This window comes from Pedobacter sp. R20-19 (assembly GCF_000708265.2).
GTDB lineage: Bacteria > Bacteroidota > Bacteroidia > Sphingobacteriales > Sphingobacteriaceae > Pedobacter.
In genome coordinates, this window is record NZ_JCKI01000002.1 from 565,479 (window position 1) to 579,989 (window position 14,511).

Consider the following 14,511-nt stretch of genomic DNA (forward strand, 5'->3'; position numbering starts at 1 on the left):
AGTTTATATTGGTTCATTGAGGTGAGTTAAAGATCTTTAATGGGTTGCTTATTGTAATAGGCATCAATTTCTGCTTTTGTTGGCGTTTTAGCCGGACGAACTAAACGCATACCAACAAAGGGTGCTTCAGGAAACCACCAGTTACTTTTAGGTATTTGAGGATCGAGTTGTTTCCACGAAGGATCGGAAGCTAACCTTACGGTAGAAGTTAAATGATCTGGTGTTTCATCATAAGAACCACCACGAACGGCATTTGGATAGAGTTGATTAGGAATGGCTACCGGATTAACGGCAACTTTTGCTTTATCCCTTGAATAAAAATCTGCAAAATACTGATCATAAGTCCATTCGCTTACATTGCCGTGCATGTCAAATAATCCCCACGGGTTAGGTTTCTTTTGCCCTATGGGATGTGTTTTATTTTCACTGTTATCCTTGTACCAGGCATAATCTTTAAGGTTATTTATATCGTTGCCGAACGAATATTCGGTAGTTGTTCCGGCTTTGCAGGCATATTCCCATTCGGCTTCAGTTGGTAATCGATAGAAGACACCTGTACGCACATATAACCATTTACAGAATTGAATGGCATTGTATTGGGTCATGGCAACTGCAGGCTGATGTTCTTTACCCATGCCAAAAGTCATGTCTAGATAGGGTTTTGTAGGTCGGGTTACCGCATCTACCTCCGCCGGAATCGGACTGATACTGGCTTGCTTTTCATAATCACGATACAGGAAAGGTTCAAAGATATCCCAGGTTACTTCATATTTGCCCATCCAAAAAGCATCCAGCTTAACTTCGTGAACGGGTTGTTCATCTGGTTTGCCATTTTTGTTCCCCATTTTAAAGGTACCTGCCGGAATAAACAGCATATCGAAACTTAATTTGGTTCCATTGATAGATTGTGTGTAAGGCTTTGAATCTTGAGCAAAGTTTTGCCCGTGTACAATAATGATTAATGCAAACGCAAGAATTCTTTTCAACATACAAATTGGTTAGACACACCTGTTAACAGGTATTTAAGTTACTCAATAATCTGATTACTAAAGTAATTAACCAATTTTAAAATGAAGAAAATTTATGTAACAATAAAAGTATAAATGACATTTATTATTTAGCTAAAAGGTTTTATCTGCCTTCTGAGATTTTATTGCTTAAATTGGTATATCCAACCAATGTTTCCCAGCGGGCACCAGGTCGATGATAGTAAACAAAAATCTGGTAGCTATTTTCAGTCTGGAAAAAAGATCCTTCAAATGGTTGTGTTTCTACAGATTTGGTGTCATGATTTACCCAGGCATATTCATAATCATATAAGCCTTGTTTAAGTAAAATATTGGCATAAAACTGTTTTCTGCCCGCATCATAAATCAGCTGATTTTCTTTGTTTAAGGTGTAGTTATTGAAACGTCCAACCACATAAGCATCGCCATTTGCACTTGGTGCTATAGCATTCAGTGTAAAGAGAATGTCGGTATATTCAGCTTCTGTTTGGTCATCTCTGCCATCGGTGTTCCGGATAAAAAAGTTTCCATTTTCATCAAATTGATTTCCAAAAGCACCTGTATTTCTTGGCGCATCCTGAAACAGCATGACATTAACCGATTGGCTGTCGCGATAAATATCTTTTACATTACCTGCTTTATAGCGCAAACTTCTGGTGTCAAACTTTCTGAATTCGTTGTTCCCGAAAAAATCATTGGTGTTGATGTCATTATAAACCAGTTGATTGGGTTTAATAAATGCCGGACGGGTATTGACGATGGCAGTATTCGGATCAAAATTTTGCATTACAATAGCTTTAATTTCCTGGTAAGGATTTGCTATAGACATATTGTAATTGATAGTAAAATTGATTTTCTGCCTGGCATTGCGATCGCTAACCTGCAAAGGGTTGGTAATCTCTGTAGCTACAGCCACCTGACTATCCAGAATATAAAAACGCTGTGAAATAACAGGTTTATTTTTATCACTATCCAGGTAAATTTTCAGGATATAATTGCCGCCAATTTTAGGTTGGATTTGCGTATTGGGTAAACTGATTTGATAATGGGTGTATTTTCTGGCGGTGTTAGATGAATAGCGGTAATCGATAATCCGATCATCATTAAAACCATCTAAATAGTCTGTTGTTGAAATTCTGGATGTTTGCCAATCTGAGGTGCAATGCTCAATCGTATACCAGTAGTTCTTCGTGCCACCAAGTAAATCATCAAATGAAAGTATAATTTTTTCTGCTGAATTTAGCATAATCACCGGAATGCTTTGTTCTTTTGAACTGTTGTAGCAAAGCACCGTTTTGATGTTGGGCAGATAAGTTTTATTCTCGTTACTGAAAGTTTGGTTGGTTTGGGCAAAGGTTAGGGAAGAAATAAAAAATAAAAGTATGGCGATTAGTTTTTGCATAGGTAAATGTAAAAAGTATTCGTTAAAGATAGCGTGCGTAGATGTGATAATTTTGTTTAAGAGGTTAGATTGGTTAGGGGGTTATGAGGTTAGTGGTTTAGTCTGCCTCCAGTAAGTTTTTAGAGAGTCGTCCTCCTGAACTTGATTCAGGATCTATCGAAATAGTTGCTGTTCTGAAATGAATTCAGAATGATGCTAAATTTACTTTGTAGCTTTCCGCTACGCTACAGGTCAGCATTACGGTTTGGTTAGAGAGTCCGTACGAAAATCCATCATCCGATAGCTATCGGATGCTTCAGCAGATCTTTCATCTGCTGAAGCAATCTCCATCGAGGAGTCTATAAAAGAGATTGCTTCGTCGGCTGAAGAAGCCTCCTTGCAAGGACGATTCCACTTGAAAATTCGTCCTCCTGAACTTGATTCAGGATCTTATTTTATAGGTGCTGAACTAAATTTACTGCTTAGCTTTCCGATGCGCTACAGGTCAGCATGACGGTTTTGTTAGTGCATCCCCAAGAAAAATCGTCTTTGCGAAGCAGATTCTTCATCTGCTGAAGCAATCTTCATCTGCTGAAGCAATCTTCATCGAAGAATTAAAAAGGGAGATGGCTTCCCCGAAAGGTCGGGGCAGGCTGTCGTTCCTCCTCTCAAGGATAATAATTAAAAAGCCACAGAAATAATCCTGTGGCTTTAAAAACTATTAAAAATTACTTAACCTTCCAGCTCCATAATTTCAGCAGCTAAGGTTTCCCATTTAGCCTGATGCTGATCCAGATCTTTTTTGGCAGCTAAGTAACGCTTATTCGCTTCAGCCAGTTTATCAGCTTTGCCATAAACATTTTCATCTGCTAGTTCTGCTTCGATGTTTTTTACAGAAGATTCCAATTCAGCTATTGAAGTTTCGATCTTTTTTAACTCATCGTTCAGTTTTTTCAACTGACTAGCAGTATTAGGTGTAACGGGCTTTGGTGCTTCTTTCTCCTTTTCAGGCATTTTCACAGGAATAGGTTTTGAAACCGGAATTTCGCGTTTGCTATTCCATTCTTCGTATTCCTCGTAAGTGCCTGGGTATTGCTTAATTTTTTCACCTTCAATAAACCAGATTTTGTTGGCTACGTTATCTAAGAAGTATCTATCGTGAGATACCGCAATAAAGGTGCCTTCAAACTGATCAAGTGCCTGAATCAGAATGTTTACCGATTGAATATCAAGGTGATTGGTTGGCTCATCCAGAATCAGAAAGTTCGAATCTGTGGTTAAGGATTTGGCCAGTGCCACACGTGATTTTTCACCACCGGACAATACCTTAATTTTTTTGAAAACATCATCACCGGTAAATAAGAAACAACCTAAAATACCACGTAATTCAGTATCACTATGTTTAGGCGCAAATGCCTGTAATTCTTCTAAAATCGAATTTTCAAGGTGTAATGATTCCAGCTGGTGCTGCGCAAAGAAGGTGGTGGTTACATTATGTCCGGTTTCACAGAAACCATCAAATTTCTCTGTGCCTGCTATCATCCTCAATAAGGTAGATTTACCCTTTCCGTTGGCCCCGATTAGGGCAATTTTATCGCCCTTTTCAATCACGGCCTCAGCATCTTCCAAAATATGAACATTTGGATAATGTTTGGTGGCATGTTCAATCCGAACCACGTGACGGCCAGATGGCTTAGTGAATTTAAAGCTAAAGTTTACCGTTGGGTTATCATCATCTACATCATCAACACGTTCCATTTTATCAAGGGCTTTCATGCGCGATTGTGCCATTTTAGCTTTAGAAGCTTTGGCTTTAAAACGCTCAATTAAACGTTCTTCCTGTTTAATTTTAGCCTGTTGATTTTTAAATTCACCTTTTTGAATCTCCCCACGCAAAGCTTTTTCCTCTACGTAAAAGCTATAGTTACCTGCGTAAACAGTTAACTTTCCTTTGCGTGATTCAACAGTACGGTTTACGATTTTATCTAAGAAATACCTATCGTGAGATACAATGACGATGGCACCTTCAAAACCCATTAAATAGTTCTCTAACCATTTAATAGAAGGTAAATCCATGTGGTTGGTAGGCTCATCAAGCAGCAAAATATCAGGATTTTGTAAAAGAATTTTCGCAAGCATTACCCGCATGCGCCAGCCTCCTGAAAAGGTATTTAGCGGACGTAACTGATCTGCTGTGCTGAAACCCAAACCTGCTAAAATTTCATTGGCCCTGTATTCAATGTTGTAACCATCAAGTGCCTCAAATTCCTGCTGTTTATCACTTAGTTTATATAAAACTTCCTCGCTATAATCCGTTTCTATTTTTTTAAGCAGCTCTTCAATTTCATCATGCAGCTTGTTTTGGCGCTCAAAAGCTTCCATCGCTACGTGCAAAATGCTGTGGTGTGAGTCGTAAGAGAGTAAATCCTGGTTAAGGTAACCGATTTTCAGGTCTTTAGACATAGAGACCGTACCAGAACTCGGTGCGTATTCACCAACAATTATTTTTAAAAGTGTCGATTTTCCCGTTCCGTTAGCGCCAATTAAGCCAGCTCTATCCCCTGGTTTAATGTGCCAGTTGGCCTCATCATATAAGGCTCTTGAGCCAATCAGGAATGTTAAATTATTTATTGAAATCATTTCGGCTGCAAAAGTACGAATTTTAAAGGCTTTTTTTAGTTTCAAAATGAAATAGAAAAAACATCATTTTTAATTATTTGCAGATGACTTGCTAACGCAAAGAATGCGTATGAAATGCTGATATGAAATACCACAATCTTAACACATCGTTACCGTTCTTTTAATGATATCAGCTAAAAATTATAATATATTTGGACGTAAAGTATTAAACATGAACAACGAAAACATTAAGATCATTAGCACGGAACTTCTTTCAGATAATTGGTATACCCTTAATAAAGTCACTTTTCAATACCATAAAAAAGATGGATCAATAGAGACCCAAAGCCGCGAAACCTATGATAGGGGCAATGGCGCAACCATTTTACTTTATAATAAACAAGCAAAAACTGTAATTTTAACCAGGCAGTTTCGTTTGCCAACCTACGTTAACGGCAATGAAAGCGGAATGCTCATTGAAACCTGTGCTGGTTTATTGGATCAGGACAATGCGGAAACAGCCATCAAAAGAGAAACAGAAGAAGAAACAGGTTATAAAATTACGGATGTAAAAAAGGTTTTTGAAGCCTATATGTCACCAGGTTCTGTTACCGAAATCCTTTATTTTTTCGTAGCCGAATATTCAAAAGATATGAAGGTGAGCGATGGTGGCGGTCATCATGAGGAGCAGGAGAATATCGAAGTTTTAGAAATGTCTTTTAATGATGCTGTCAATAAGATTAAGACTGGTGAAATTAAAGATGGGAAAACGATTATGCTATTACAATATGCTCAACTGAATCATTTGTTGGATTAAGTATGAACAGTAAACCTCTTTCTGATTCAGGTACTTTCATCATATTTTAAATAAATTTTGAAAAAGCAAAAAAGTATTTACCTTTGTACTGTAACAAAAATAATTACAGAATGAATAATCGGTTTCCAGTGTCTTTACATATTCTCACCTTGCTTGATGATGCAAATGGCGAATTGTTGAGTTCTGATTATTTGGCTGGAAGTATCAACATTAATCCGGTTTTAGTGCGTAAAGAGATTATGAACCTGCGGAAATTTGGCTTCGTAGATAGCAAGGAAGGAAAGGGTGGAGGCTCATTTTTAGCTAAAAGTGCAGCAGACATTAATTTAGGTGAAGTTTACAATGCGGTAAAATCAGATTATATATTAGGGCAGAATAAAAATGAACCTAATCCGAAATGTCCAATCGGAAAACAAATTAACCAACATTTAATCAGTTTGTATAGTGAGGCTGAAAATGCTTTAATTCAAAACCTGTCGAAACAAACCCTGGCAGATTTTGCAATAAAGTTTAAATAGTTTTTTTTGCTTAAAACTGTAACTAAAAATATTACAATTATAAATAAATATCAAGTTAAACATTAAATTTTAAGAATATGAAAGTAGCATTGATAGGTGCCTCAGGATTTGTAGGCAAAGCCCTTTTGAATGAGTTGGTAAGTCGTGGAAATGAAGTAATTGCCATTGCCCGCGATACGGCTAAAATTGAAAGTACGGATGAAAAAGTAACCAAAGTAGCTGTTGATGTATTGGATACTGAAGCATTAGCTGCGGCTTTAAAAGGTGCAGATGCAGTGGTAAGCGCATTCAACCCAGGCTGGACCAATCCAAACCTTTATCAGGATACGGTTGCAGGAGCGGAAGCCATTCAGGCGGGCGTTAAAGCATCAGGTGTAAAACGCTTTATTTTTATTGGCGGTGCAGGTACCTTGCAAATAGATGGTAATCAGTTGGTAGATGGATCAGATTTTCCGAAAGAAATTTACCCTGGTGCATCAGCAGTGAGAGACTATTTTAATAAATTGAAAGAAGAAAAAGAATTAGACTGGGTATTCTTCAGTCCGGCAATTGAAATGCATCCGGGTATTACCATTGGTCGCACAGGTAAATACCGTTTAGGAAAAACTTCCCCGGTTTTTAATGAGGAAGGACGTTCGATATTATCTGTTGAAGATTTATCAATTGTGATTGCTGATGAACTGGAAAAAAATGCACATCACCAAGAACAATTTACAGCAGCATACTAAAAAATACAAAATATCATAAAAGTGATGATGTAGTGTTAGGGATAGGGTAAGTGATTATCCAATTTCGAGATTACATCATCCCTTTTTTCCATATTTTATTTATCTTCGTGGCATGTATCGCCTTATTAAACCAATATTCTTTAAATTTGACCCTGAAAACGTACATTACTTTGTGGTTAAGCGGCTCAAATGGTTTAATGATAAGTTTCCATTGGGTAAAACCATCATTCGAAGCAGTTTCGATATCAATATTAAAGGTTTAGAGAGAGAAGTTTTTGGAATTAAATTCAGAAACCCTGTTGGATTGGCCGCTGGTTTTGATAAGAATGGCGAATATGTAGAAGCATTGAGTAATTTGGGTTTCGGTTTTGTAGAAGTTGGAACGGTTACGCCAATGCCACAGCCTGGAAATGATAAACCCAGGATGTTCCGGTTACCAAATGATGAAGCCCTGATCAATCGGATGGGTTTTAACAATAAAGGTGTGGATGTGATGGCAGAGCGTTTGCGCTTGCTTAAAGACAGGCATCCTGATATTGTTGTAGGTGGCAACATTGGTAAAAATAAAGCCACACCAAATGAAGATGCGGTAAGCGATTATATTAAATGCTTTGATCGGCTTTTTGATGTAGTGGATTATTTTGTGGTGAATGTGAGTTCTCCAAATACCCCGGGTTTACGTCAGTTACAGGAAAAGGAGCCACTTAAAAACATTCTGAATACACTCCAGCAGCGTAACCGTAAAAATGATATTTCACGCCCAATTTTATTAAAAATAGCACCCGATTTAACCGATGCACAATTAGATGATATTATTGAGATTGTGGCGGAGACAAAAATTGCTGGTATTATTGCTACCAACACGACCATCAGTCGGGAAAATCTGGCTACAGAAAAAGCTTTATCTGAAGAGATGGGCGGTTTAAGTGGTAGGCCAGTAAAAGAGCGGTCAACAGAAGTGATTAAATATCTTTCAGAAAAATCAAATAAAGCTTTTCCAATTATTGGAGTAGGTGGAATCCACTCTCCTAAAGATGCAAAAGAAAAATTAGATGCTGGGGCATGCCTGATTCAGTTATACACAGGCTTTATTTACGAAGGGCCAGGATTAATTAAATCCATCTGTAAGTCGCTAATAAAATAAAATTTTTCTGTTTATCCTTTTTGCCTTAAGTAAACATCGTTTCATGATGCATGTATACTGTATCTAAAATTTGATGTCAACAAGATCAATTTAAATGCAAAATCTCCAAGGTTGTTTATTTATCTTGAAAACAGATTGTTACTGTTAATGATTTCTTTTCCAATGTATGATTTTAAACTTTAGCGTATCGTAAAATAAGCCTAATATTAAAATTGTAGTTGGTATGAATAGATTGTGCAGGCCAAGAGAAGAATAAGTGAGGCCACCAATAACACCACCCATAAAAAAGAAGCAGATTATTCTTAAACGTAATTGTGTGTTTGTGATTAACTTTCTTCTTTGCTCTTCAGTTTTGCGAAAAAATAACTGTGAAAGTTCAATGCCTAAATCTGTAAATAAACCAGTTAAGTGCGTAGTGCGAATTAGTGCGCCAGAAATTCTTGTAACTAATGAATTTTGTAAACCCATGGCAAATAATAAACTAAAGGCGATTAAATTCGGGTTTTCTGTAATTAGCTTTTTGCCAAATAGGGCAACAAAAAATAAGATAATACATTCTATAATGGTAGGTATAACAAAAACATAGCGCATGTTTTTTCTGGATATCAACTCTATCAAAAAACTGGATGTAAATGAGCCTAAAAAGAAAAAGAAGATATACAGAAAATACGTAATGCTTGCAACGAAATGAAGTTTAAAAACCTCATCTACAAAAAATGCAAAATGACCAGTAACATTTGTGGTTAATTTTTGAACAGCTAAAAAACCGGCAACATTTACCACACCAGCAACGAAAGACAAAAGAGAAGCAATTTTTAGATTATGACTTAATGTTCTTGATTTTCCGTGATGCGTAAACATTTAATTTTATTGATGCTATAAATTTACATCAAATTTTACCCAATAAAAAAAGCATCCTTTGATCAGAAGGATGCTTTAAATCTTAAAGAAGAATTTCTTTCTAAAAACTATTTTGCTAAACCAGCTAAAACAGCATTGTTTTTAGCTAATTGATCGTTTTTAGGTTGAGCAGAACGGCTTCCTAACTCAATGTTAGTTGCTCTTTTTAAAAATGCTACCTCTTGGTGAGCTGTATTTTTATTTCTTCTGTCTTTTCTTTTTAATCTGGTAACTGCCATGGTAATAACCTTTTAATTATTTTATTTGTACAAATGGAGGTCGAGAGCGGATTCGAACCGCTGTAGAAGGTTTTGCAGACCTCTGCCTAGCCACTCGGCCACTCGACCTTGAAATTCAAGGTTGCAAAAATAGCAATTATTACTAAGCCCGCAAATAATATCGCAATAAATATGTATTTAATTTTTAACTCTCACTATTTCAGTGCAAAAAATAGCGGCACTTACGGCAACGTTTAATGATTCTGCTGCGCCAATTCGTGGGATGGTTACAGGGTGATTAATCTTTTTAATAACCGCTGCTGTAATTCCTTTCCCCTCATTGCCGAGCACAACCAATCCTTCTTCACCCCATTTGGTTTCATAAATGGAATTTCCGTCCAATAATGCTCCAAAAACCGGAATATCGATTTGAGTTAGAAATGCAGGTAAGTCCTCATAAAATATTTTTATCCGGGCTAAAGACCCCATGGTTGCCTGTACCGTTTTAGGGTTATAAGCTTCAACGGTATCTATAGAACAGATAATATTTTCAAAACCAAACCAATCTGCCGTTCTTATAATGGTGCCCATATTTCCTGGATCCTGAACACCATCCAGTACCAGTGTGAATTTATTTTTAAGGTCTTTTTTTGCAATATTTTTAGTTTCAGGTATTTTAACCAATGCCAAAAAGCCTTGTGGAGTTTGTAAAGTACTAATCTTGCTTAATTCGGCGTTGTTTACTTCAAATAAGTTTATATTTGCTGGTAATTTGGGTAAATGTTGATATTGCTCTTTATCGTAATAAATGGTATCAATCCGGTAGTCTGATGATATAAATTCTCTGATCGATTTTATACCTTCAACCAGGAACAGCCCATTTTCTTTACGATACTTTTTTTGATGTAATGATTTAATAAAACTAATCTGTGATTTTGAAAGCATACCAATCTTTAATATATTCTAAACTTAAAAGTCTTGCAATATTACTATTATTTATTGTTTTAATTCAGGCTTGTTCATCTACAAAATACATTGCAGATTATCAATCAATAGTTAAAAAGGTTACTATTGATAGTGTAGACAAAAGATTTGAAGAGCAGGCATACAATTATGTGCAAAAAGATATCAGACCGCTTTCTGCTTTTAGTATTAATGTACCGCTTTACAATCTTTTTAATACGAAAGATGGACGTTATAAAACCAACAACATAAAACCCTTCGGTACACCACCAGCTATTTTAGATAGTACACTGGTTGAAATTTCGAGAAATCAGATTCAAAAGTTTTTGGTTGGTAAGGGCTACTTTTCTGCAAAGGTTACTGCAGAAGTTAGTGTAAAGGATAAAAAGGCTGATATACGATTTAAGGCAGATCAGGGCAAACCTTCTTACATCAATAAAATTACTGATTCTATCTATACCCCTAATGTTAAAAGTGTTTACAATACCACTAAACCGACTTTTTCACGTTTGCATGAGGGAATGCAATATGATGTAGATTCACTTACTTATGAACGAGAGCAGATTTACAGGGTAATGAAGGAAAATGGTTATTTTTATTTCCTTAGGCCTTATGTAAATTTTGATGTAATTGAAACGGCAAAACCCGATCAGGTAGATGTTAGATTAAACATCACCAATCCGCCGAAAGGGCCGCATAAGCAGTATAATATTGATTATACGCATATGCTTATTGCACCTAGTCCGGATGGCTTTCCAGATTCTGTAAGAAGTAAATTAAGTAAAGACACTGTTGGCGGTGTTATTTTCACAGATTTTTCTAAACGTTACAGAAGAAATCCGATTGTAAGATATGATTTCCTGAAAAGGGGAGATATGTTTGATATCAGAAATGAAAACTTAACTTTTGATCGTTTGTATGAATTAAACATTTTTAAAAATGTTAAAATCGATTATTACAATCGCGATAGTACATCAAACAAGATTATTCCAATTATTCTGCTAACCCCTCAAAAGGTAATGAGCAACAGGGTAGAAGGTGAGGTGCCATTTAATGGCGGTACGGTAGGTTTTAACCTCAGTAACACCTATACAAATAATAATTTTTTTAGGGGAGCCGAACGATTCGAATTACAGATTAAAGGTGGTTTACAGTCTAGGTTAGGCAATGGTGCAAAGCCTTTCAAAGATATCTATCAGCGAGACTTTTCTGTAAGTGCCAGCATTTCTGTACCACGTTTAATTATTCCTTTCTATAACCCTGAACTGGGGGGAAATGGAATGCCACACACTACTTTTTCTTCCAGTTATATTTATGCTTTGCAAAAAGATATTTCCGTGAGAAATATCTTTATTAATTCGATTACTTATGACTGGTTTGAAACTAAATCAAAACTTCACTCTTTTACGCCACTAAACTTTGAATATCGATTTGGAAATATTGAACCAGGTGTAGACTCTGTTACACTTAATAACAATATTTATTATGCAGCATTGCTGAATAGAAAAGATTTTACCTTAGGGATGAAATATGTTTACACTTTAAATAATGATAAATTAAATCAATACCGAACATTTTTTTATTTCAGGGGAGGAATTGATATCGCAGGTAATTTATTGCAAGCAATAACCAGTATAACCGGAGCCCAGCGCGATCCGGATCGTAGTAATACAGCCAAAATTTTTGGCTTGCCATTTAACCAGTATGTAAGACCAGAAATTGATTTAAGATGGTATAAGCATTTAGGCGGCGAAAAACAATTTATTGCCAGGGTAAATGCAGGTGTGGGTTATGCCTACGGCAATGCAATTGACTATGGTATTCCTTTTGAAAAGCTCTTTTTTGCAGGTGGATCTAGTGGAATCAGGGCATGGCAGGCAAGAACTTTAGGTCCAGGTAATTACAATCGGGACGTGATTCCAACCCCTGAGGCACGTAAAGCATTTTTTGGCTTGGATCAATTAGGAGAGATGAAGATTGAAACTAATTTTGAATACCGTTGTACCTTAGTAAAAAAGTTTTTTGGAGCAACATTAAAAGGAGCTGCATTTGTTGATGCTGGAAATGTTTGGAACTTGAACAATTCAAGTTTCATATTTAATGTAGATGAGGCAGAAAGAGAAAAGACACTATTTAAATTAAGTAAATTAGCTCAACAGGTTGCAATAGGTACTGGGATTGGTTTTAGGTATGATGTTCAATATTTTGTTTTTCGTTTTGATATTGGTCTTAAGCTAAAAGATCCGCAGTTTTCAGGCAACGATCAATGGGTAATTGGTAAGTTATTTTCAGGAACAAAAGAGTTTAAAGATAGTTATAACGCCACCCACTCACCAGATACTTATCGTTTTGTTCAATATAATTTTGGTATCGGCATGCCATTTTAACTAACTAAAAAGATCAAATGTTTTTGGATTATCTTTTGGGCTTTTAAACAGAAATTCTTTATAAGGCTGCCATCTTTTGTTTACATGTTTATAAACTGAAAATCCGGAAACTAAAAATTCTCTTTTAAATTTCCGGTCTTTAAATGTTTTAACGATCTCTTCAAAAACTGGCGGTTTCACATCCTTAAAAGCCAGGGTTAAATGTGGCGTATATTTAAAATTATCGGTTTGTAGAAGCAATTTTAATGGTTTCAGTGCAGTCTTAATCTGTGATTGAAGGCTCATGATGCCTGTGTTTTGCTCCACATTAAGATAAAAAGTGTGCGATGGAAATGAACCAAAATGAGATAGTATTTGCGTAAAAGAATTCTGGTAAGCTGCTGATGACAATGCATTGAAGAACCGTTCTTCCATTTCTCTTGAAGTAATTTTTACCGGATTATATAGGGTAATATGTGCAGGCCTTTTTAAAGATTCATAAACATTAAACGTCTCAGAAATATAATTTCTGATGGTATCAATGTCTTCAACAATTGAAACTGGTGGAATGAGGCAAACTAAAAATAAATTTTCCATAAATTGACTGGAGTTGTCATTACCAAATTAACGACGTTAAATATAAATGTTAAGCACCTAATTTGTCATTTCATTTCGATAAACAGGACGTATTATTAAAAGTTTTAAGGATTGAATTAAGTTTCTTTTAGATGAATAACTTTATAGTGATAGAGATTCCTTTTTTGTAATCATTTAAATTTTTCCAAAACAACTTGTAGTTGTAATTGTTAAAGTTTTCGCCAAAAGGTATATGCGTTTCAAACAATTATCAGATAATATAAATAACTAAAAAATGAAGTCAACTATTAAACTATTAGTCGTGGCAATTGCCATTTCATTTACTGCTTGTAAAAGTGGAGATAAAAAAAAGGAAGATGGAGCAAAAACAGAATATGCCGAAGCCGATAATGATGATGCCAATCAAATTGTAGAGTATAATAACGTTTTGGTTGGTTTAACCGATAAAAACAATGAATACTTAAAAAGACTTGATGAAAATTTGCAGAAGATAGATAAGGGGCTGGATAATCCCAATGATCGATTTGCTTTTATTGGGATTATTTCACCCTACTCTTCTTCAGCTTTTAGCACTTCAAAACTTAAACCCGAAACACCACCATCAGCTTTAAGCAGTGATGATCAAAAGTACTTTAAAGAAAATGTAGCTGGTTTAAATGAAACCATGACAAAAATTAAAGATACTTATAAGTCTTTAGATGATTATTTAAAGGCAGAAGACTGGAAGGATGATAAGAGCGTTAAAGGGAAAAAATTAATTGATTCTATTTATTCCATGAGTAAAGCTTATTATAAATATGATGAGAATCTTTTAGCCAAACTTGAAGTGATTGGAGATGATGCGGAAAGAATCATTTTGAAAACACATCCTTTAAAGGAATATATTTTTGCGATGAAAGATGATAGAAAAGCTGTAGGAGATTTTAACAAGGTAATGATGGACACCAAGAATTTTAAAGCAGATGAAGCCAAAATAAAATCAGCCTACGCAGCCCTGGAAGCCCAAAATAAAAAACACACTGAAATGGATGCTCCGGATGCAACAAAATTTCCAAGTAAAGATGGTTCGTTTAATCGTTTCAATGAGAGTTTTAAAGATTATCTAATTGAAGCTAAAAAAACACTTAGAGATGCTTCTGCTACAGGCAAATTAACGGAAAGTGACATCGAAGATTTGGTTAGAAAACACGAGTACATGCGTACTACTTATAATTACTTTGTAGGTTAGTCGGTAAAATAAAATTGTTTCACGA

At 35.7% G+C, this 14,511-nt stretch carries 13 protein-coding genes and 1 tRNA gene; 6 read left to right on the plus strand and 8 right to left on the minus strand.

Annotation, left to right across the window (positions count from 1 at the left end):
* Positions 1 to 26: 26 nt before the first annotated feature.
* The 3 genes from AN34_RS06270 to AN34_RS06280 all read right to left on the minus strand — a co-directional run bounded on the left by AN34_RS06270 (position 27) and on the right by AN34_RS06280 (position 5,028).
* A complete protein-coding gene (locus AN34_RS06270) occupies positions 27 to 989 on the minus strand; it encodes a formylglycine-generating enzyme family protein (protein WP_029283397.1) in 963 nt (320 codons plus the stop codon).
* A 142-nt stretch (positions 990 to 1,131) separates the two neighbouring features.
* Positions 1,132 to 2,409 (minus strand): DUF5103 domain-containing protein, encoded by a 1,278-nt coding sequence (locus AN34_RS06275; RefSeq protein WP_029283399.1) that lies wholly within the window; start codon positions 2,407 to 2,409, stop codon positions 1,132 to 1,134.
* A gap of 711 nt (positions 2,410 to 3,120) precedes the next feature.
* Positions 3,121 to 5,028, minus strand: a complete 1,908-nt coding sequence (locus AN34_RS06280; RefSeq protein ID WP_029283401.1) for an ABC-F family ATP-binding cassette domain-containing protein — start codon at positions 5,026 to 5,028, stop codon at positions 3,121 to 3,123.
* Positions 5,029 to 5,239: 211 nt separating this feature from the next.
* Here AN34_RS06280 and nudK point away from each other — a divergent pair, with 211 nt between their 5' ends.
* The 4 genes from nudK to AN34_RS06300 all read left to right on the plus strand — a co-directional run bounded on the left by nudK (position 5,240) and on the right by AN34_RS06300 (position 8,214).
* The gene (gene nudK, locus AN34_RS06285) at positions 5,240 to 5,824 is read left to right on the plus strand and encodes a GDP-mannose pyrophosphatase NudK (protein WP_029283403.1); all 585 of its coding nucleotides are present in this window, start codon (positions 5,240 to 5,242) and stop codon (positions 5,822 to 5,824) included.
* A 110-nt stretch (positions 5,825 to 5,934) separates the two neighbouring features.
* Positions 5,935 to 6,342, plus strand: coding sequence for an Rrf2 family transcriptional regulator (locus AN34_RS06290; protein WP_029283406.1), 408 nt, complete (start codon positions 5,935 to 5,937; stop codon positions 6,340 to 6,342).
* Between the two features lie 77 nt (positions 6,343 to 6,419).
* Positions 6,420 to 7,070, plus strand: coding sequence for an NAD(P)-dependent oxidoreductase (locus AN34_RS06295; RefSeq protein WP_029283408.1), 651 nt, complete (start codon positions 6,420 to 6,422; stop codon positions 7,068 to 7,070).
* Between the two features lie 112 nt (positions 7,071 to 7,182).
* A complete protein-coding gene (locus AN34_RS06300) occupies positions 7,183 to 8,214 on the plus strand; it encodes a quinone-dependent dihydroorotate dehydrogenase (RefSeq protein WP_029283410.1) in 1,032 nt (343 codons plus the stop codon).
* 144 nt (positions 8,215 to 8,358) lie between these two features.
* On the opposite strand, the gene AN34_RS06305 is transcribed toward AN34_RS06300, so the two are convergent.
* From AN34_RS06305 to AN34_RS06320, 4 genes are all read right to left on the minus strand, one after another.
* On the minus strand, positions 8,359 to 9,075 hold the full coding sequence (locus AN34_RS06305) for a YoaK family protein (protein ID WP_029283412.1): 717 nt from the start codon (positions 9,073 to 9,075) through the stop codon (positions 8,359 to 8,361).
* A gap of 107 nt (positions 9,076 to 9,182) precedes the next feature.
* A complete protein-coding gene (locus tag AN34_RS06310; protein ID WP_010602219.1) occupies positions 9,183 to 9,353 on the minus strand; it encodes a hypothetical protein in 171 nt (56 codons plus the stop codon).
* A 34-nt stretch (positions 9,354 to 9,387) separates the two neighbouring features.
* A tRNA-Cys gene (locus tag AN34_RS06315) sits at positions 9,388 to 9,461 on the minus strand.
* A gap of 69 nt (positions 9,462 to 9,530) precedes the next feature.
* A complete protein-coding gene (locus AN34_RS06320; RefSeq protein ID WP_029283415.1) occupies positions 9,531 to 10,277 on the minus strand; it encodes an RNA methyltransferase in 747 nt (248 codons plus the stop codon).
* On the opposite strand from AN34_RS06320, the gene AN34_RS06325 reads away from it, so the two are divergent.
* Positions 10,262 to 12,682, plus strand: coding sequence for a BamA/TamA family outer membrane protein (locus tag AN34_RS06325; RefSeq protein WP_231625490.1), 2,421 nt, complete (start codon positions 10,262 to 10,264; stop codon positions 12,680 to 12,682). The genes AN34_RS06320 and AN34_RS06325 overlap by 16 nt on opposite strands.
* Here the strand turns inward: AN34_RS06325 and AN34_RS06330 are convergent, their stop codons facing one another.
* Positions 12,683 to 13,258: a 2'-5' RNA ligase family protein gene (locus AN34_RS06330; RefSeq protein WP_029283417.1), complete on the minus strand. Its 576-nt coding sequence runs from the start codon at positions 13,256 to 13,258 to the stop codon at positions 12,683 to 12,685.
* Positions 13,259 to 13,532: 274 nt separating this feature from the next.
* Here AN34_RS06330 and AN34_RS06335 point away from each other — a divergent pair, with 274 nt between their 5' ends.
* Complete coding sequence (locus AN34_RS06335) at positions 13,533 to 14,486, plus strand: DUF3829 domain-containing protein (RefSeq protein ID WP_029283418.1); 954 nt, start codon at positions 13,533 to 13,535, stop codon at positions 14,484 to 14,486.
* Positions 14,487 to 14,511 lie beyond the last annotated feature (25 nt).